Origin of the sequence: Chryseobacterium sp. MMS23-Vi53, from assembly GCF_047651245.1 — a bacterium.
Taxonomy (GTDB): domain Bacteria; phylum Bacteroidota; class Bacteroidia; order Flavobacteriales; family Weeksellaceae; genus Chryseobacterium.
Window position 1 is genome coordinate 2874627 of the sequence record NZ_CP180265.1, and the last position, 18565, is coordinate 2893191.

Annotated in this window: 18 protein-coding genes; 8 read left to right on the forward strand and 10 right to left on the reverse strand. The window is 34.4% G+C overall.

What is annotated here, in order from left to right; translation table 11 throughout:
• Window positions 1-9: 9 nt before the first annotated feature.
• The 5 genes from ACKX2A_RS12815 to ACKX2A_RS12835 all read right to left on the reverse strand — a co-directional run bounded on the left by ACKX2A_RS12815 (window position 10) and on the right by ACKX2A_RS12835 (window position 6314).
• The gene (locus ACKX2A_RS12815) at window positions 10-2697 is read right to left on the reverse strand and encodes a TonB-dependent receptor domain-containing protein (RefSeq protein WP_415325156.1); all 2688 of its coding nucleotides are present in this window, start codon (window positions 2695-2697) and stop codon (window positions 10-12) included.
• Window positions 2698-2804: 107 nt separating this feature from the next.
• Entirely contained in the window at window positions 2805-3173 is a 369-nt protein-coding gene (locus ACKX2A_RS12820; RefSeq protein ID WP_415325157.1) for a hypothetical protein, read from the reverse strand.
• Between the two features lie 18 nt (window positions 3174-3191).
• A complete protein-coding gene (locus ACKX2A_RS12825) occupies window positions 3192-3848 on the reverse strand; it encodes a hypothetical protein (RefSeq protein WP_415325159.1) in 657 nt (218 codons plus the stop codon).
• 78 nt (window positions 3849-3926) lie between these two features.
• Window positions 3927-4613, reverse strand: coding sequence for a response regulator transcription factor (locus ACKX2A_RS12830; RefSeq protein WP_027380477.1), 687 nt, complete (start codon window positions 4611-4613; stop codon window positions 3927-3929).
• Between the two features lie 153 nt (window positions 4614-4766).
• Entirely contained in the window at window positions 4767-6314 is a 1548-nt protein-coding gene (locus ACKX2A_RS12835; protein WP_415325161.1) for a sensor histidine kinase, read from the reverse strand.
• Window positions 6315-6520: 206 nt separating this feature from the next.
• Here ACKX2A_RS12835 and ACKX2A_RS12840 point away from each other — a divergent pair, with 206 nt between their 5' ends.
• The gene (locus tag ACKX2A_RS12840; RefSeq protein ID WP_415325163.1) at window positions 6521-7009 is read left to right on the forward strand and encodes an SRPBCC family protein; all 489 of its coding nucleotides are present in this window, start codon (window positions 6521-6523) and stop codon (window positions 7007-7009) included.
• A gap of 96 nt (window positions 7010-7105) precedes the next feature.
• Here ACKX2A_RS12840 and ACKX2A_RS12845 read toward each other — a convergent pair whose 3' ends face one another.
• The 4 genes from ACKX2A_RS12845 to ACKX2A_RS12860 all read right to left on the reverse strand — a co-directional run bounded on the left by ACKX2A_RS12845 (window position 7106) and on the right by ACKX2A_RS12860 (window position 11159).
• The gene (locus ACKX2A_RS12845) at window positions 7106-7450 is read right to left on the reverse strand and encodes a hypothetical protein (RefSeq protein ID WP_415325165.1); all 345 of its coding nucleotides are present in this window, start codon (window positions 7448-7450) and stop codon (window positions 7106-7108) included.
• Window positions 7443-9494, reverse strand: a complete 2052-nt coding sequence (locus ACKX2A_RS12850) for a S9 family peptidase (RefSeq protein WP_415325167.1) — start codon at window positions 9492-9494, stop codon at window positions 7443-7445. Before ACKX2A_RS12850 ends, ACKX2A_RS12845 begins: the two co-directional genes overlap by 8 nt.
• A gap of 150 nt (window positions 9495-9644) precedes the next feature.
• Window positions 9645-10385 carry a uroporphyrinogen-III synthase gene (locus ACKX2A_RS12855; RefSeq protein WP_415329469.1) on the reverse strand — a complete coding sequence of 247 codons (741 nt, stop codon included), beginning with the start codon at window positions 10383-10385 and terminating at the stop codon, window positions 9645-9647.
• A gap of 12 nt (window positions 10386-10397) precedes the next feature.
• The gene (locus ACKX2A_RS12860; RefSeq protein WP_415325169.1) at window positions 10398-11159 is read right to left on the reverse strand and encodes a DUF4271 domain-containing protein; all 762 of its coding nucleotides are present in this window, start codon (window positions 11157-11159) and stop codon (window positions 10398-10400) included.
• On the opposite strand from ACKX2A_RS12860, the gene ACKX2A_RS12865 reads away from it, so the two are divergent.
• From ACKX2A_RS12865 to ACKX2A_RS12880, 4 genes are all read left to right on the forward strand, one after another.
• Window positions 11143-11859 (forward strand): polyprenol monophosphomannose synthase, encoded by a 717-nt coding sequence (locus ACKX2A_RS12865; RefSeq protein WP_415325171.1) that lies wholly within the window; start codon window positions 11143-11145, stop codon window positions 11857-11859. The genes ACKX2A_RS12860 and ACKX2A_RS12865 overlap by 17 nt on opposite strands.
• On the forward strand, window positions 11856-12239 hold the full coding sequence (locus tag ACKX2A_RS12870) for a DUF4296 domain-containing protein (protein ID WP_415325173.1): 384 nt from the start codon (window positions 11856-11858) through the stop codon (window positions 12237-12239). The genes ACKX2A_RS12865 and ACKX2A_RS12870 overlap by 4 nt, the downstream gene beginning before the upstream one ends.
• Before the next feature lie 7 nt (window positions 12240-12246).
• Window positions 12247-13380, forward strand: a complete 1134-nt coding sequence (gene tgt, locus ACKX2A_RS12875) for a tRNA guanosine(34) transglycosylase Tgt (protein ID WP_415329471.1) — start codon at window positions 12247-12249, stop codon at window positions 13378-13380.
• Window positions 13381-13519: 139 nt separating this feature from the next.
• Window positions 13520-14632 carry an LptF/LptG family permease gene (locus ACKX2A_RS12880; protein WP_415325175.1) on the forward strand — a complete coding sequence of 371 codons (1113 nt, stop codon included), beginning with the start codon at window positions 13520-13522 and terminating at the stop codon, window positions 14630-14632.
• A gap of 3 nt (window positions 14633-14635) precedes the next feature.
• On the opposite strand, the gene ACKX2A_RS12885 is transcribed toward ACKX2A_RS12880, so the two are convergent.
• Window positions 14636-15352 carry a biotin--[acetyl-CoA-carboxylase] ligase gene (locus ACKX2A_RS12885; protein ID WP_415325176.1) on the reverse strand — a complete coding sequence of 239 codons (717 nt, stop codon included), beginning with the start codon at window positions 15350-15352 and terminating at the stop codon, window positions 14636-14638.
• 86 nt (window positions 15353-15438) lie between these two features.
• Between ACKX2A_RS12885 and rsfS the strand changes: the two genes are divergently transcribed.
• From rsfS to ACKX2A_RS12900, 3 genes are all read left to right on the forward strand, one after another.
• Window positions 15439-15807, forward strand: coding sequence for a ribosome silencing factor (gene rsfS / locus ACKX2A_RS12890; RefSeq protein WP_072953881.1), 369 nt, complete (start codon window positions 15439-15441; stop codon window positions 15805-15807).
• A 16-nt stretch (window positions 15808-15823) separates the two neighbouring features.
• Window positions 15824-17836 (forward strand): ATP-dependent zinc metalloprotease FtsH, encoded by a 2013-nt coding sequence (ftsH, locus tag ACKX2A_RS12895; RefSeq protein WP_415325177.1) that lies wholly within the window; start codon window positions 15824-15826, stop codon window positions 17834-17836.
• 138 nt (window positions 17837-17974) lie between these two features.
• Window positions 17975-18556 (forward strand): LUD domain-containing protein, encoded by a 582-nt coding sequence (locus ACKX2A_RS12900; protein ID WP_415325178.1) that lies wholly within the window; start codon window positions 17975-17977, stop codon window positions 18554-18556.
• Window positions 18557-18565 lie beyond the last annotated feature (9 nt).

Below are 18565 nucleotides of genomic sequence, written 5' to 3' on the forward strand. Positions count from 1 at the left end.
CGCTGAAACCTAGAATGTCACATCAAGGCCAACATAAATATTCGCTTTCATAATCGGAGCATACACCATTCCGCCGTCAAAATAATTTCCGAAAGGATTTTTAAAATCGACGATCGCGTTTTTCTGATAGTAAGAAGTCAGGTTTTCACCTCCTAAATACGCCCTGATTTTTTTATTGAAATTCCTTGAAACCTGTGCATTTAAAATCGCATAAAATTCTGAATATGTTGGCAATTGAAATTCATCAGGATTGGTTGAGGTGTTCGGAAGTCTTTGTTTTCCGACTAAATTTAAAGTTGTATCAAAGCTCCAGAAGCCGCCATTGGTATTTTTGTTGGTTGAATACGCCAGATTCACAAAACCTCTGTGTTTCGCCATGAATGGAACTTCACGTCTTCCATCCAAATAATCTGCCTGAACATCGTAATATTTATAAGCCAATCTAACATCAAAATTCTTGAAAGGCGTAAAATCCCACTGTGTTTGGAAAGAATTGGCGAAAGATTTTCCTTCTAAATTATAAAAAGTCAATTGTTGAGGTGAACGATCCAAATCTACAATCACCTGATCTTGGAAATCAGTTCTGAAAAAGTCGGCAACAATTGTGGATTTTCTTCCGAAAATTTTAAACTCTTGCTGTAAACTTGCGCCATAATTCCATGCGATTTCGGGTTTTAAGCCGTAAATATTTCCGCCATTTTGTAAAATCTGAACATTTCTGTTTGACGCAAAATATTGCTGACTTTCCGCAAAAACATTTGCTGTTCTGAAACCTCTTCCTGCAGAAAGTCTCAAAATAGTTTGTGGAGTGAAATCATATTTAAAATTCAATCTCGGTGTGAATTGAGTTCCGGCCAAATTGTGAAAATCAACTCTTGCTCCTGCAACCAAAGTATATTTTAAACCTGTCAAAGTGTATTCTGCAAAAGCTCCGGGAACGATTTCGTTTCTTTTAAAATTATCCGTTAAATACGTTTCATCATAGCCATCATACATAAAACTCGCTCCGGCTTTGTATTTGTGATTAGTATTTCCTAAAATACTTTCAAAAATTAAATTTGAATAATACGTTTGCTGTTTTCCGGAATAATTTCTCAATCCAAAAAAGCTATCTTGTTGATGATAAGTATATTGGTTCATCCAACCCAAACTTTGATAAGGTTTTCCTTTGAAGACATACCCTGTTTTATTCCAAACCTGAAATCTCGAAATATCAATTCCGACTCCGTAAAGTGATTGTTTGTCCTGTGGAATTTTTTTATCGAAACCAATTTGTCCTGAAGTTCTTTCGTCTTTAATGAAATTAATTCCAAAATGCGAACCCAATCCTGACTTTTCTAAATCATTATAATTCAATAAATAAGCTGCATTTAATTGAGTGCCTTTTGGTCTGTCTAGAAATCCGTCGTCATTCATGTCTGTATCTCCGAATGTTCCGTTTCCGTGAAGCAAAAATGTCTGTGACCATTTCTCATTGATGGGCGAAACGCTTGTGATGTTCGCTTCAACTCTTCCGTTAAAATCAGAAAATAGATTCAATGAAGTTTCCGGTTTTTCAGCATTTTTCAATAATTCGGTGTTGATTTGTCCTGTAATGCTTTCGTAACCATTGGTAACAGTGCTTCCACCTTTCGTCAATTGAATGCTTTCAATCCATCTTCCGGGAATGAAATTCAATCCGTAAGCCGAAGCTAATCCTCTAATTTCGGGTAATAATTCTTTTGTTAAGCTCGTGTATTTTTGATCTAAACCTAACATTTTCAGTTGCTTTGTTCCTGTCACCGCATTGCTGAAAGAAACATCTACGGTTGCATTGGTTTCAAAACTTTCGGATAAATTACAACAAGCAGCTTTTAATAATTCTTTTTTATCAATGTTAAAAACCAATCCGGCTTCTTTTTTGTTTAAGGAAGTTGCTGCTTTCGAACCTGTTACGATAACACCTTCAATATGTTTTTCATGGTTCTCATGATTTTCATTGGTTGTATTATGATCGTTGTGATCTCCATGTTCAGAAGTTGTTCCTTCCTCAGCATGAACCTTTGGATTGGCTTCTCCAAAAGGGATTTCTCTGTCGTATAGACAACAGGAAGGCAGATTTTTATAAGTATTATCGCTGGACTTATACTTTTCGTTATCATGACCAACGTCTGCAATTTTCTTTAAAATTTTATCTGCAGAAGTTTTTTTCGGATCAAAATTTAAAGTAACCATTTGCTTTTCGGCATTCCATTCTGCAGAATCTGCTCCTGCGTCTTTGGCTGCTTTTTCAATTCTGGCTTTGCAGGATTCACAATTTCCTTTTACATAAAACTCATTCTCTTTTTTAGAGTTATATTCTTGATTTTCAGTATTTTTTGGCTGTAAATCACGATCATAATGACAGCATTCCGGAAGAGCTTCGTAAGTTGCATTGGTTGCTTTAAATTTTTCATTATCATGACCAGCTTCAGCAACTTTTTTTAAGACATCGTCGGTAGAAACTGTATTGTCGGTTTCTAAGGTTAATGTTTGTGAATCAATAGAATATATCGCTTCTTTTGCGCCTGCTTTTTTGGCTGTGCTTTCGATTCTTTCTTTACACATTTCGCAGTTTCCTTTTACTTTGAACTGGTTTTTAGAAAGATTTTGAGCCAATATAAATTGTGTAGATAGTAAGAATACACCAAGAATAATCCTGGAAATATATAATTTCATTTTGTTTAAAATTTAGAATAATTAAAATTTAATGTAACAATCTAAAAGTCTAACAATTTAATAATCATTGATAAACTGTAAATTGATACACTGGTAAATTGAATAAGTTATCCTATTTTCGGCGGTTGCCAAATCTCTTTCAAACGATCTGAAATATATGGATCTGAGTATTGAAACTGTAAGTTTTTGTTGGATTTATAATAAGAAATCTCCAATTGAAGGCTCTTCGAAAAAGGAGTTTCTATGAAGGTATAACAAGCTACACAAGTTGAACAACAATCGTCGTTGCAGGAAGATTTTTGCTCTTTTTTGTTGTGATTGTCTTTAGAATGTTCTTTGTGATCGTTTTTACAGCAATCCATTCCGGATTCTGATTTGCAGCACGTTTCCTGCATATTCTGAGCATAAAAATTGTCTTTAGGAACTAAAAAAATCCCCAAACAGAAAACAATCGCTATGATCTGAAACAATTTCACGGCTGCAAAAATACGAAATTATGGTAAACGTTCACCTACTTTCACACCACAATTGTGCCAAGGTTCTCCGTGAGGAGGATTCAATTCAGGCTTTGGACCTGTCGGTGCAGGAGTTGGAGCCGGAGCTGGTGTATTTTGGGCAATCGTCTGAGTTTGCTGTGGAGTCGTCGTTGCAGGAGCAGGCTTACTATTCAAAGGCTGCCCAACAGGAATATCACATCTGTGTCCCGGTTCTCCATGGGGCGGATTCATACCTTTTGCTGTTTTTACAGTTTTTGCTTTTCCGTTGTTATCAATCTGAAATTTTCCAGGTTGCAGAGAATTGGGATCAATTTGAATGGTTTGTCCTTGTTGTGCATTTACCGCAACATTTTGAGTTCCTTGCTGCGGAGCTTGTGCAGGAGCGGAATTTAAAGGCTGTCCGACAGGAATGTCGCATCTGTGACCCGGTTGTCCGTGAGGAGGATTCATTCCCGGAGCCGTGACAGGAGCATTAGAACTTTGAATGGGTTGAACTCCAGCCTGATCTAAAAGGGATGGTTTTGGAGCATTATTCACAGCCACGGAAGGTTGTTGAACTCCCGCTTCTTCCGTTAAATAAGTCGCTCTTTCATCTTTTTTACAAGAAACTGTTAATATAGAAATGGCGATTAAGCCTAAAAATGTAGTCTTCATATCTTTTGGTATAAAACAAAATTAGCAAAACATTTTTAATTGCTTTGCTAATTTTATATTTATAATGATATTTCGGAATTAATTTTTAACTAAAAGTCTAAATCCTTCTCCGTGTACGTTGATGATTTCCAACCCTTCGTCGTCTTTTAATAATTTACGAAGTTTTGCGATGTAAACGTCCATACTTCTTGCGGTGAAGTAATTTTCTTTTTTCCAGATCTTTCTTAATGCTAAATCTCTCGGCATGAAGTCGTTTCTGTGAATGCAAAGAAGCTTCAATAGTTCGTTTTCTTTTGGAGAAAGTTTGTATTCATTGTCACCAACTCTTAACTGTCTCAACATAGAGTCGAAGAAAATATTGCTGATTTTGAATTGCTCCTGCTCTTCGTTTTCCAATGTAGAACTCCTTTGAAGAATCGCTTTAATTTTATATAAAAGTAATTCAGTATCAAATGGTTTTGTGATATAATCATCTGCTCCCAATTGATATCCTTTTAGAATATCTTCTCTCATATTTCTTGCTGTCAAGAAAATGATTGGTGTGTTTTTGTCGATTTTTTTCACGTCTTCCGCCAATGAAAAGCCATCTTTTTTAGGCATCATTACGTCGAAAATACAGATGTCGAATTCGTTTTCTGTAAATTCTTTCAATCCTTGTTCACCATCTGTGGCAAGAGTAACTTCGAAATTATTTATTGTCAAATAATCCTTCAACACTGCCCCGAAACTCTGATCGTCTTCTACTAATAATATTCTGTTGCTCATAGTTTTAAATTAATTAAAAAATTAATAATTAAGAATGAACTTCTTCACTCTTCTCTTCTTATATACTTTGTTATTTGGTTATCTATATTTAATTGATAAATGATTGATTTTTTACATTAACGGTTGCTCATTTATCATTGATTTATTAAAAAATTACGCCATAGGAAGTTTTATGGTAAACGTACTTCCTTTGCCTTTGTTGGAGTCTACAATGATCTGCCCTTTATGTAGTTCCACGATTTTCTTTACATAAGAAAGACCTAAGCCTTGTCCTTTTACATTATGAATATTTCCGGTTTCTTCTCTAAAGAATTTTTCAAAAATCTTCGTTTTATTTTGGGTTTCCATACCCATTCCTTTATCGGAAACTTCTATCACATAAAAATGACCTTCGTTTCTTGTTTTGATTGTAATTTCCGGCGCTTCCGGTGAATATTTATTGGCATTATCCAAGAGATTCACAAGCATATTGGAAATGTGAAATTCATCTATTTTAAAGGTGTAATTCGTTGCATTAAATTCCTGAGTAAGCGTTCCGTTTCTTTGTTGAACAATAAGATTGAAAGATTCTGTTGTCTTTCTGATCAATTCTCTTACGTTGGCTTCTTTTAAGAATAATTTCACTTCATTACGTTCAAGCTTCGACATATTCAAAACGTTTTCCACTTGTTTTTTCATCCTCAGGTTTTCCTGTTTTATCAGTTCCGAATAATATTTTACTTTATCGGGATTGGTTGCAATTTTATCGTTTGCCAAAGAATCTGTCGCTACAGAAATTGTTGCCAAAGGAGTTTTAAACTCGTGAGACATATTGTTGATGAAGTCTGTTTTCACTTCTGCCAATTTTTTCTGTCTCATCATATAGTTAATAGAAATAATATAAATTCCTAAAATCGTTAACAGTGAAAGGAAAGTTCCCAGCAACATTGGCCAATTGTTCATTGCCAGAGAATAATCTTTTTTAGGAAAAACTAAAGCCAGACTGTAGACAGTTCTTTCTTTTTGATCTGTAAAGAGGGGATAAGTATATGTATTGCTTTCCTTCTTTTCTTTATAATCTTTGTTTACAACTTTTGTAAGATTGTTGTTTTTATCAATAATTCCGTAACCGAATTTTGAACTGATACCTCTTATTTTTAACTCTTTAGAAATGACAGAATCCAAAACCTTTTCATCAACTCTTTTCGTAATAGGCAAATTGTTGCCGTAAACTTTCGCATATTCTTTCATCGCATAATCTCCGTTTTCTAAATCACGGTTGATGTCTGTTGTAAGAATTTCGCGGTTGGTGGTATCTCTTTTTATTCTGTAAGCGGCTTCATCGGTGTATAATTTAGTCAACTTAATAGAATCCCCTTGTTTGGAAATTGGAAGCTGACTTTTTTCAATGATATTTTTAGAGTAAATAATCTGTCTTTGCGTACCCGAATCTTTAACTTGTTGAATTGTAGTTAAAGTAGGTTGATCGCTGTTGGCAAGAATATTATTTCTAAAATCTTTATTTTCTATATTTAAATATTTATCCACTTCAATTTCTTCCATACTTTTCGAAGTACTTTCTAGAGCGGAATATACTTTAGACGAGAAATCTTGTTCTAATGCGCCGTAATAACTTTTCAACCAATAAAATTGGAGCGCGACGAAGACAATCAGTGAGATCGTCATAAACACCGAAATTATTGGGATGAATTTATTATTCATTTACTTTATTTTATAAGTTTTTTAAGAGTATGAATGTTAAAATTAATTATTTTAAGACTTGATAAACAAAAAACGAGCCAAAAAATTGTGTTATTTTTCTTAAAAGTGTGTTTTTTAACATTTATTTATAAATTTTTAAATACTTGTCATAGGAAAAGTCGTGTCTAACAATAAAAAAGTAGCTTTGTTTAAAACAAAATATTATTATGGAATCGAATATTATTTTTAACAAAGATTTTGATGCAAAAACTGTTTATGTGATGAAAATCTATAAAGCAGACGTATCAAAAGTGTGGGATTATTTTACAAAATCTGAATTGCTTGATGAATGGTGGGCTCCGAAACCATGGAAATGCGAAACGAAAAACCAGGATTTTAAAGAGGGGGGAGTTTGGCTGTATTCAATGGTTGGCCCGGAAGGTGAAAGACACTATGCTCAGGTGAAATATGGCGAAATTACCGAGCATAGAAGCTTTGACGGGACAGACACTTTTTGCGATGAAAACGGAAATGTAAATCCCGATTTCCCTGAAGCAAAATGGTTATTTGGTTTTACAGGAGTGGAAGAGGGAACGAAAGTAACGGTAAACATTCATTTTGCCACAGAAGAAGCTTTGAAAACATTACTGGAAATGGGATTTGAAGAGGGATTCAAAATGGGATTAAATCAATTGGAGGAAATTTTGACGACTTAAAATCCAATAACATAAGTGTTTTCACAAAAAAAATTCTTTCATAGATTTGAAGAACAAAAAAGGAGCGTAAATTTTACACTCCTTTTTTTATTTTAGCTAAAACAATTCTTCATCCTGAAAATACTGAATAATTGCTTTTTTCATCAGAATCTGCTGCTCGTTTGGCTTCAATTCCGGAAGTTCTTCCAGTGTTTCAAAATGAGGATATCCATCATCATCATAATGCGAAAATTTATAATATCCAAAAGGTTCCAATAATCTGCAAACAGCAATATGAATCAAATTTACTTTGTCATCTTTGGTATATTTCTGCTGTCCGCTTCCCAACTCCTGAAGACCGATTAAAAATAAATACGTTTCAATAGGAGCATCTTTTTCAGTATCAAAATTTTCAATGAAAAACTGTTGTACTTTCTGCCACTGTTCTGCTTCGTTAATCATCTTTTTTATTTTCTAATTTTAATAGGAACGCATATTCCAACGCATCTTCTTTTAGTGATTCAAATCTTCCGCTTGCGCCGCCGTGGCCTGCGCTCATGTCGGTTTTAAAAACCAGGATATTGTCATCTGTTTTCAATTCTCTCAATTTTGCAGTCCATTTTGCCGGTTCCCAGTATTGAACTTGAGAATCGTGCAAACCTGTTGTAATCAACAAATTCGGATAATCTTTTGCTTCAACATTATCGTATGGCGAATATTCTTTCATATAATGATAATATTCTTCGTCGTTTGGATTTCCCCATTCGTCGTATTCTCCGGTTGTTAAAGGAATTGTTTCATCCAACATTGTTGTAACCACATCCACAAAAGGAACTTGCGCAACAATCCCATTGAATAAAGTCGGTTCGTAGTTCATAACCGCTCCAACCAACAATCCACCTGCGCTACCACCCATTGCGTAAAGATGTTTTGAAGAAGTATAATTTTCTTTAATTAAATGTTTTCCAGCATCAATAAAATCAAAGAATGTATTTTTCTTGAACAACATTTTTCCGTCTTCATACCATTCTCTTCCTAAATATTCTCCGCCTCTGATGTGAGCAATCGCATAAATAAAACCTCTATCTAAAATTGAGAGTCTTACATTCGAAAAACTCGCATCAACAGTATGTCCGTAACTTCCATAGCCATACAAAAGTACAGGCGTTTCCGCAGATTTTTTCGTGTCTTTATGATAAACCAAAGAAATCGGAACTTTAGCTTCTCCATCTCTTGAATCTGCCCAAATTCTTTCGGAAATATAATTTTCAGCGAAGAATTTTCCACCTAAAACTTCCTGTTGTTTCAACAATTTGGTCGTTTTTTCTTTCATATTGTACTCGTAGGTCGAGCTTGGCTGCGTTAAAGAAGTATAACCATAGCGTAAAACTTCTGTATCAAATTCAAGATTGGTTCCAATATATGCTGTGTAAGTTGGATCAAAAAAAGGCAAATAATGCGACTCCTGAGTCTTTTCGTCAATGATTTTTATTTGCAATAAACCTTCCTCTCTTTCCTCAAGAACAAGATAATTTTTAAATATTTCAAAACCTTCTAATAAAACTTCAGGACGGTGAGGAATGACATCCACCCAGTTTTCTATTCCGCAGTTGTCGATTTTTGCTTTTACAATTTTAAAATTGAAAGCATCGTCCGCATTGGTTATAATGTAAAATTCATCTTCATAATGTTCTACAGAATATTCCAGATCATCAATTCTTGGCTGAATGATTTTCCAATCGGCAAAAACATTATCAGATGGAATAAATCTGTGCTCATCCGAAATCGTACTAGAACTCGCGATAAAAATATATTCTAATGATTTTGTCTTAAGAACATTGACATCAAAAGTTTCATCTTTTTCATGGAAAATCAAAACATCTTCCGATGGTTCTGTTCCCAATTTGTGTCTGTAAACCTGAAAGGCTCTTAAACTTTCATCTTTTCTAATGTAGAAAACATGTTCATTATCGTTTGCCCAAACTGCTTTTCCTGTGGTATTTTCAATCTTATCGGGAAGAATTTCTCCTGTTTTTAAATTTTTAAAACTAATGGTATAAATTCTACGACTTACATTATCGGACGAAAAAGAAAGCAATTCGTTATTTGGGGCAACAGAAACGCTCCCCACCTCAAAATATTCCTGCCCTTCTGCCAAAACGTTTACGTCAAGAATGATTTGTTCTTCGTTGTCTAGACTTTTGTATTTTCTGCAAAAAATTGGATATTCTTTTCCATCTTCGTAACGAACGATATACCAATATTCATTAAAAAAGTAGGGAAGAGACTCATCATCTTTTTTATAACGGGCTTTCATTTCTTCAAAAAGCTCTTCTTGAAGAGATTCTGTGTCTTTCATTACAAATTCTTCGTAAGCGTTCTCTTCTTCAAGATATTTTATAACTTCAGGATTTTCTCTTTCGTTGAGCCAGAAATAGTTGTCGATCCTTTTGTCTCCGTGTATTTCAAGTATTTTTTCTATTTTTTTTGCCTGTGGAGCTTTCATTCGAATGTTTTAATTCTATTTATATTTTTAGAATGGAATTCATTAATATCGACAATATTTTATTCAATATTAATTCTTGTTCAAATTTAACTAAAAAAAAACCATCTTTTCTGCATGAAAAGACGGTTACTTTATTTTTTGTATTAATGCCTATTTGTGTAAAGCTTTAATATATTTCTCTAATGCCATTGTCATAGACGGCGTTTCCTTTGTTGGAGCCATTAAATCTACTTTTAATCCGGCTTCTTCAGCAGCCGCTGCCGTAGTTGCACCAAAAACACCAATCTTCGTTTCTTCCTGTTTGAAATCCGGGAAATTTTGCTGTAAAGATTTAATTCCTTGAGGACTGAAGAAAATCAGCATGTCATAATCTTTTACATTAATGTCTGTAAGATCGCTGCAAACGGTTCTGTACATGATCGCTCTTTTCCAGTCAACATTCGATGCTTCCATTGTTTTTACGATATCCGGACTTAAAACATCCGAAGAAGGTAATAAATATTTTTCACCCGGAAATTTCTTGAAAAGTGGAGCCAGATCCGAGAAGTTTTTCTCACCAAAGCTGATTTTTCTCTTTCTGTAAACGATATGCTTCTGAAGATAGTTCGCAATTGCCTCAGACTGACAGATATAACGCATCGTATCCGGAACTGCAAAACGCAGCTCTTCGGCTAGTCTGAAGTAATGATCTATCGCATTTTTACTCGTGAAAATAATCCCGGTATATTGCGTAAGATCAATCTTCTGTGTTCTTAATTCTTTGTTGTCAACCCCTTCGACGTGGATAAAAGGACGGAAATCAATCTTTATTTTTTCCTTCTTCGCTATATCCAGATATGGAGAAGACTCACTAGGCGCTGGTTGAGAAACCAATATAGACTTTATTCTCATCATTGACTTTTGTTAAAAAAATAATAATTTCCAAAGCAACAATAATGGAGCGATTTGGAGGGTGCAAATATACAAAAATTTATAATACCATTTTTCGGGTAAGATATTGTTCTTGTGAAATAAATAGAAAAATATCTTGAAAATGAATACAAAACAAAAGAATAGCAAATAATAAAAAAACATTTTATTTCTGTCGATAGGGAAATAGTAGTGGGTTACACTTAAAATTATTAACAAAAAAGACAGGATAAAATAAAATTTTGTAGAGGTAAAATAAAAGATAGTCCACTTTTTACCATCTCCGATGCTTTGATAGAATAAAAAACCTAAAGAAGTTTTTGTTAAGTAAAAAAGAACAATTGTTAACAAACAAAATCCAAATTTATTGAGCTGATACCCCAAAACCTGTAAATCCGCAACAAATTTCGGAACAACCGGAACATATTGCGAAATTAAAACCGATAAAGTGAGGGTCACCACACAGGAGGTGATTACCCAGCTCGGCAGGTTATTGCTTGCATCAAAATATTTTTGAAGCAGGAAGTCTTTCAGGTTGGCCTCTCTCTCCACGATATTCATCATAAAGAGGTATAAAAAGATACAGCCTAACAATATAAAGATCACCCAATCGTTGTTCTCAGGTATTCTTATATGATTTGTAATGTTTTGTGATAACGGCAACGGATTGTTTTTTGCAAAATTATAGATTATTTTGTATAAAATAAAAAGGTTAAATAAACTATCTTTGCAAACTGAAATGAAAAAACTGGTCATAATTCCGACTTACAACGAAAAGGAAAATATAGAAAATATTATTTCCGCGGTTTTTGCATTGGAAGATGACTTTCATATTTTGGTAGTGGATGATTCGTCTCCTGATGGAACGGCGGAATTGGTAAAGGATTTACAGAGAAGATTTCCTCATCATTTGCACTTGTCGATTAGAAAAGTGAAAGACGGTTTGGGAAAAGCATACATTCATGGCTTTAAATGGGCAATCGAAAACAAATATGATTACATTTTTGAAATGGATGCGGATTTTTCTCACAATCCAAATGATTTGCCTAAGCTTTTTGAAGCGTGTTTAAATGCAGATATGGCTATCGGTTCGCGTTATTCTAAAGGAGTAAATGTTGTGAACTGGCCAATGGGAAGGGTTTTGCTTTCTTATTTTGCTTCAAAATATGTGAGATTTGTTTTAGGGCTTCCGATTCACGATACGACGGCAGGGTTTGTCTGTTTTTCAAGAAAAGTATTGGAAGAGATAGGTTTAGATAATGTAAAATTAAAAGGGTACGGATTTCAAATAGAAATGAAATTCAGAGCTTTTAAGAAAGGATTCAAAATTGTAGAAGTACCTATTATTTTTACAAACAGAATTTTAGGAGAAAGCAAAATGAATGGCGGAATCATTCATGAAGCGGTTTTTGGAGTTTTAAATTTAAAATGGAAATCAATAATTAACAGGTTATGAAAAAACTGTTCTTCGTTTTCGTTTTGATATTCGTGGTTTCCTGCGGAGGAGATTATGTCGATAAGCCTAAAAATCTTATTTCTAAAGGAGATATGGCAGAAATCATGGCAGACTTGGCGATCAACGATCAGGCAACTTTCATGTATCCCAATTCCAATCTTGAAGCAGGGACAAGATTTATTCTGAATACACATAAAGTAAAGTCTGATGATTATATTCAGAGTTTTAAATATTATGTTGTAAAAGGAAAGATAAACGGAATTGCCGAAGATGCCCAAAAAATATTATTAAAGAAAGATCCGAAAGCGGAAAAATATATAAAAGATAAGGTGAAGAATAATGGAGTTGTACCTCAGAATCTTCCAACTTTATCAAAATAATTTAATGATGCAAAAGTTTTTTAATATAGAAAAAATCTCAGAGGGAAAGGCAAGGGCTGGAAAAATCACGACTGATCACGGTGAGATCCAGACTCCGATTTTTATGCCGGTAGGAACTGTTGCGAGTGTAAAAACAGTTCACCAAAGAGAATTAAAAGAAGACATAAAAGCCCAGATTATTTTGGGAAATACATATCATTTATACCTTCGTCCGGGAATGGAAACGATGCAGGCTGCAGGAGGTTTGCATAAATTTATGAACTGGGATCTCCCTATTTTGACGGATTCCGGAGGTTTTCAGGTCTTTTCATTGGCAAGCAGCCGAAAAATGTCGGAAGAAGGTGCAAGATTCAAATCGCATATTGACGGAAGCTATCATATGTTTTCTCCGGAAAAATCTATGGAAATCCAAAGACAGATCGGAGCAGATATCTTTATGGCTTTTGATGAATGTGTAGCCTATCCTTGCGAGTATAATCAGGCAAAAACTTCGATGGCACTTACGCACCGTTGGTTGAAAAGATGTATCGAATGGACAGAAAATAATCCTGAATTGTACGGTCACAAACAAAGACTTTTCCCGATTGTTCAGGGTTCTACTTTTTCGGATTTAAGAAAAATTTCTGCCGAAGTTATTGCCGAAGCAGGAGCTGAAGGAAATGCGATCGGTGGACTTTCTGTAGGTGAACCAGAAGATGAGATGTACAGAATTACCGATGAGGTTACCGATATTTTACCAAAAGAAAAACCAAGATATTTGATGGGAGTAGGAACTCCATGGAATATTTTAGAATCCATAGGTTTGGGAATCGACATGATGGATTGTGTGATGCCAACAAGAAACGCAAGAAACGCAATGTTGTTCACTTGGCAAGGTGTCATGAACATGAAAAATGAAAAGTGGAAACAAGATTTTTCGCCTTTGGACGAATTTGGTACAAGTTTCGTAGACAGAGAATATTCGAAAGCTTATTTGAGGCATTTGTTTGTTTCTAAAGAATATTTAGCGAAACAAATCGCTTCAATTCATAACTTAGCTTTTTATTTAGATTTGGTAAAAGTCGCACGAGAACATATTTTGGCAGGAGATTTCTACGAATGGAAAAATTCAATTGTCCCTGTTCTTCGTCAACGACTTTAAAAAATAAAATTCAGGGAGTCCCGAAGGAATGACTTAAAAAAGGGTAGGATGAAATCCTATCTGATTTAAAAATAATTAAAATGAAAATGATTTTATCATTTTCAATTAAAAATATCAAACGCATTAAGAAAATAAAATAATGCTAAAAATTATAGACAGATATATCGTAAGAAAATACCTTGGAACCTTCAGTTTCATGCTGATATTGCTGTCTATAGTTGTTTTGGTGATCGATGTTCAGTCAAAAATTCCGAGAATTGAAAATGCAACAGCACTCGATCCAAAACTGAATGTCACTTATTTCCTAATCCATTTCTACCCGTTTTGGATCATTAATTTGGTCATGACATTCCTCTCAATTTTGGTATTTATTTCTGTGATTTATTTCACCTCAAGATTGGCGAATAATACCGAAATTGTTGCAGTAATCAGTAGTGGAGCGAGTTTTCACAGATTTGCAAGACCTTATTTAATTACGTCTTTATTTATCGCTTTTGTCTCACTGATAGTCAATCACTTTGTGTTACCATGGGCGAATATTCAAAAGAATCAATTAGAAGCATATACTTATAATGCGGCTCACAAAGAAGAGGTTTTGGGAACAGCTCCTGTTTCCGCTCAATTAAGCAAAACGGAGTATATTTTTATTAATTCTTGGAATAAAAGAGAAAAAAGAGGTTCAGGTTTCGTGTATCAAAAATTTGATAAAGACAGAAAAATGACCTACGAATTAAAGGCTTCCGATGTGAATTGGGATAAAGATAAAAAAATATTTGTTCTAAATTCTTTCACAGAAAAGACCATCAATAAAGACGATACAGAAAAACTGGCCAGTGGCTTTGATTTAAAGAAAAGCTACGGTCACGATCCGGAAGAGCTTTTTCCTAACGAACTTTTAGGTCAGAATAAAACAACTCCGGAGTTAATAAAATTCATCAAAAGAGAAACAGAAAAAGGAAACAGCAACTTGAACGCCCACTTAAACGAGCTTCATCAAAGGACTTCGATGCCCGTTTCTATCATAATTTTGTCATTTTTGGCCTTGTCTCTTGCATCACAAAAAAAACGTGGAGGATTGGGAATTAACCTTGCTTTAGGTATTTCATTAGCATTTGTTTTTGTATTCTCTTTTGAAGCGTTAAAAGTAGTTTCCGAGAATAAAAGTATGTCTCCGGCTTTGGCAATGTGGCTTCCGAATATCGTGTTTTTCCCACTTGCTGCTTATTTGTATATCAAGAGAGCAAATCAGTAATAATCAATAAAGGAGCTTTATTTCTTTGTGATAAAAAGGTTTCAGACCATCATTTTCCAGCTCGATCCACAGTTCACCTTTTTTGTCAGCATTTCGAATGATGCCATTTTGTCTGTTTTTATTCAGTTCAAAAACGGAAATTTCATCTTTTCGGAATAAATGATTGTTGAAAATATTCATAATTTCGTCATCAGATGGAATGTTTTTTAATCTTTCAATTAAAAATTCATTTAGATTTAAAGTAAATTCTTCAAGGTCAAAATGTTTTCCGGTTTGCGTTAAAAGTGATCCTGCATTGGAGATTTCATCAAATTTATCTTGAAGAATATTAAATCCGGCTCCTATAATGAAATAATTGTTTTGATTAATTTTTTTCTTTTCAATTAAAATTCCAACGATTTTTTTATTTTTAAGAATAATATCGTTTGGCCATTTTATTTTCACTATATTTTCAGTCAGATTGGCAAGATAATCCCTGATGACAATTGCGGTATAATAATTGAACATAAAATCTGTGGTTGTAAAATTTTGAGTCTTTACAGCCAAAGTATACGCTAAATTTTTTTCCGCCGTAGATGACCATGTATTTCCGTACTGTCCGCGACCTTTCGTTTGATTGAATGTGTGCAGGGAAATAAAATCTGAATTTTCGTAAAGTAAAAACTTAGAAATTTCGTCATTAGTAGAAGAGCACTCTTTAAGGTAGAATAATTGACTCATTTAAGAAAACTTTAAGACTTTCTGGCGCTAAAAGTAAGGCTAAAGTAAAAGAAAAACAATAAATTTGCAGATTATAGTATTTTTTAATGAATAAAACAGCAGAAAAACAAGCACTAATAGATAAAATTGTAGAGGCTATTCAAGACGTAAAAGGAGAAGATATCATGATTTTCGATCTTTCTAATATCGAAAACTCAGTAGCGGAAACTTTTATTATTTGTAGCGGAAACTCGAATACACAAGTATCTGCGTTGGCAGGAAGTGTAGAAAAAAAAGTAAGAAACGATCTTAAAGACAGACCTTGGCATGTGGAAGGTACAGAAAATTCTATGTGGGTGTTGGTAGATTATGTTACGGTGGTAGTTCACATTTTCCAAAAAGAGACTCGTGAATATTATGATATTGAGGAACTTTGGGGAGATGCGAAAATTACAAAAATAGAAAGTGAATATTAAATTTTAAAAAGTATAAATGAACAATAAAGGATTTAACTGGTTTTTTCCGATTGCGATCATTGCTCTTTTGTTATTCTTTATATCCAATTTTTTTGGAGATAGCAGTGCGAAGAGTATTGATGAAGACGGTTTCTTCAGAGAAATGCAAACGGGAAAAGTTCAGAACATTATAATTTACAAAGATACTGAAAAAGCTGATGTGTTCCTTACACAGACTGCGAAAACGGCGATGGTCAACAAGACCAAAGAAAACGATCCGCTTTCTGCGTTCTCGATGGCTCCAAAAGCAGATTTTACTGTTAAATATGGAGATCTTCAGCTTTTCCTTCAAAAATTTGATCAGGTAAAAGCGACAAATCCGGCGATTAAAACGACGAAAGATTACGGTGCGGGTAAAAGTCCGTTCATGGATATCTTAGTTTCCGCATTAATCTGGATTGCGATTTTAGGATTATTCTACTTCCTTCTTTTCAGAAAGATGGGCGGTGGAGGAGGTCCTGGAGGACAAATTTTCTCAATCGGAAAATCTAAAGCTAAACTTTTCGACGAAAAGGAAAGAATTCAGGTAACATTTAAAGATGTTGCAGGTTTGGAAGGTGCTAAAGAAGAGGTTCAGGAAGTTGTAGATTTCTTGAAAAACTCAGAAAAATATACAAAACTGGGAGGTAAAATTCCTAAAGGTGTACTTTTGGTAGGACCTCCGGGAACAGGTAAAACCTTATTGGCAAAAGCTGTTGCGGGTGAAGCTAAAGTTCCTTTCTTCTCACTTTCTGGTTCAGATTTTGTGGAAATGTTTGTTGGTGTTGGTGCTTCAAGAGTAAGAGACCTTTTTGCTCAGGCTAAAGCTAAATCTCCGGCTATTATCTTCATCGATGAGATTGATGCAATCGGACGTGCAAGAGGAAAAAATAATTTCTCCGGCGGAAACGACGAAAGAGAAAATACCCTAAACCAACTATTAACTGAAATGGACGGTTTCGGAACAGATACAAACGTGATCGTAATGGCTGCAACCAACAGAGCGGATATCTTAGATAAGGCTTTGATGAGAGCAGGACGTTTTGACCGTTCAATCTACGTAGACCTTCCGGAATTACACGAAAGAAGACAGATTCTTGATGTTCACTTAAAGAAAATCAAGCTTGATACAAATGTAGATAGAGATTTCTTAGCAAAGCAAACACCTGGTTTCAGTGGGGCAGATATTGCTAATTTATGTAATGAAGCAGCATTAATTGCAGCAAGAAACAATCACGAATCTGTTTCTAAACAGGATTTCCTTGATGCTGTTGACAGAATCATTGGTGGTCTTGAGAAGAAAAACAAAGCAATTAAACCTTCCGAAAAGAAAAGGGTGGCTTACCACGAAGCGGGGCATGCAACAATTTCTTGGTTGGTAGAGCACGCATCACCATTGTTAAAAGTAACAATTGTTCCAAGAGGACGTTCTTTAGGCGCGGCTTGGTATTTACCCGAAGAGAGACAATTAACGACTACAGAGCAAATGTTGGATGAATTATGTGCTACATTAGGAGGTAGAGCTGCAGAGCAGGTTATTTTTAATAATATTTCGACAGGAGCGCTTTCGGATTTGGAGAGTGTAACGAAGAGAGCTCAGGCAATGGTGACAATCTATGGTTTGAGTCCGAATATTGGTAATATTTCTTACTATGACAGTTCAGGACAGTCTGAATATTCTTTTGGAAAACCTTATTCTGAGGAAACTGCAAAGAAAATTGATGCTGAGATAAAAGGAATTATCGAAAATCAATATGATAGAGCGATTCAAATTTTGACTGAAAATAAAGATAAGCTTGATGCTTTGGCAAATAAATTATTGGAAAAAGAAGTTATTTTCCGTGAAGATTTGGAAGAAGTATTCGGAAAAAGAGCTTGGGATCCGGAACTTACAGAGAAACCTGTTACAAATACAATTCCTGAAGTAAAGGAACCTACAGAGCAAATTATTATTAAAGAAAAAGAAGAAGAAAGTGAAATTCAGGCTCCTGAAAGCCCAACACAACTTTAAAATTTCTTTTAAAAATAAATACATAAAAACCTGACAATTGCAAAATTGTCAGGTTTTTTCATATTTATCGGCATGTTTTTGGATTTCTATATAATTAATTTTATATTTTTGTATAAAGTTGACTAAAAATAAATTAAGTTGAATTTATTCAAGAGGATTGTAAGCAAACTGACCAACCAGCCTGAAGAAGAGGAATCTCAGAGCCTGGAGAAATTAGGGGACTCGCTGAAAAACGCGGATCTCGATTATAAGTTTGCCCAATTGTTTACGCATTCGGGAGGTTTTTTTAATTATTGTGCCGATGAAGCGGAAGCTCTGCAAACTTTAAATCAGATTATTAAAATCGAAGGAATTCACAATGTATTTTGTTGGGATAAAGATCTTCAGAATTTCTTGAATGTTGTAAAATCACCCTACACATCAGAATTGCAGAGCGAAAACGATGCTGCCTTTATTACCTGTGAATATTTAATTGCTTATGACGGAAGGATTATGCTTTCTCATAATAATATCCTTCATTATCATTCTTCAAGATTGCCGAATAAAATTATTATTATGGCAAATGTTTCCCAAATTGTGAACAACCTGAACGATGCGATGGGAAAAATAAAGAGAAACGGAAATATCAAAAATCTTACTTCAATAAGTGGAGGACAATCGAAGCTCGATCCTTCTTCCAATACCAATACAAAACTATTTTTATTGCTGCTTGAAGATTAAGCATCAACT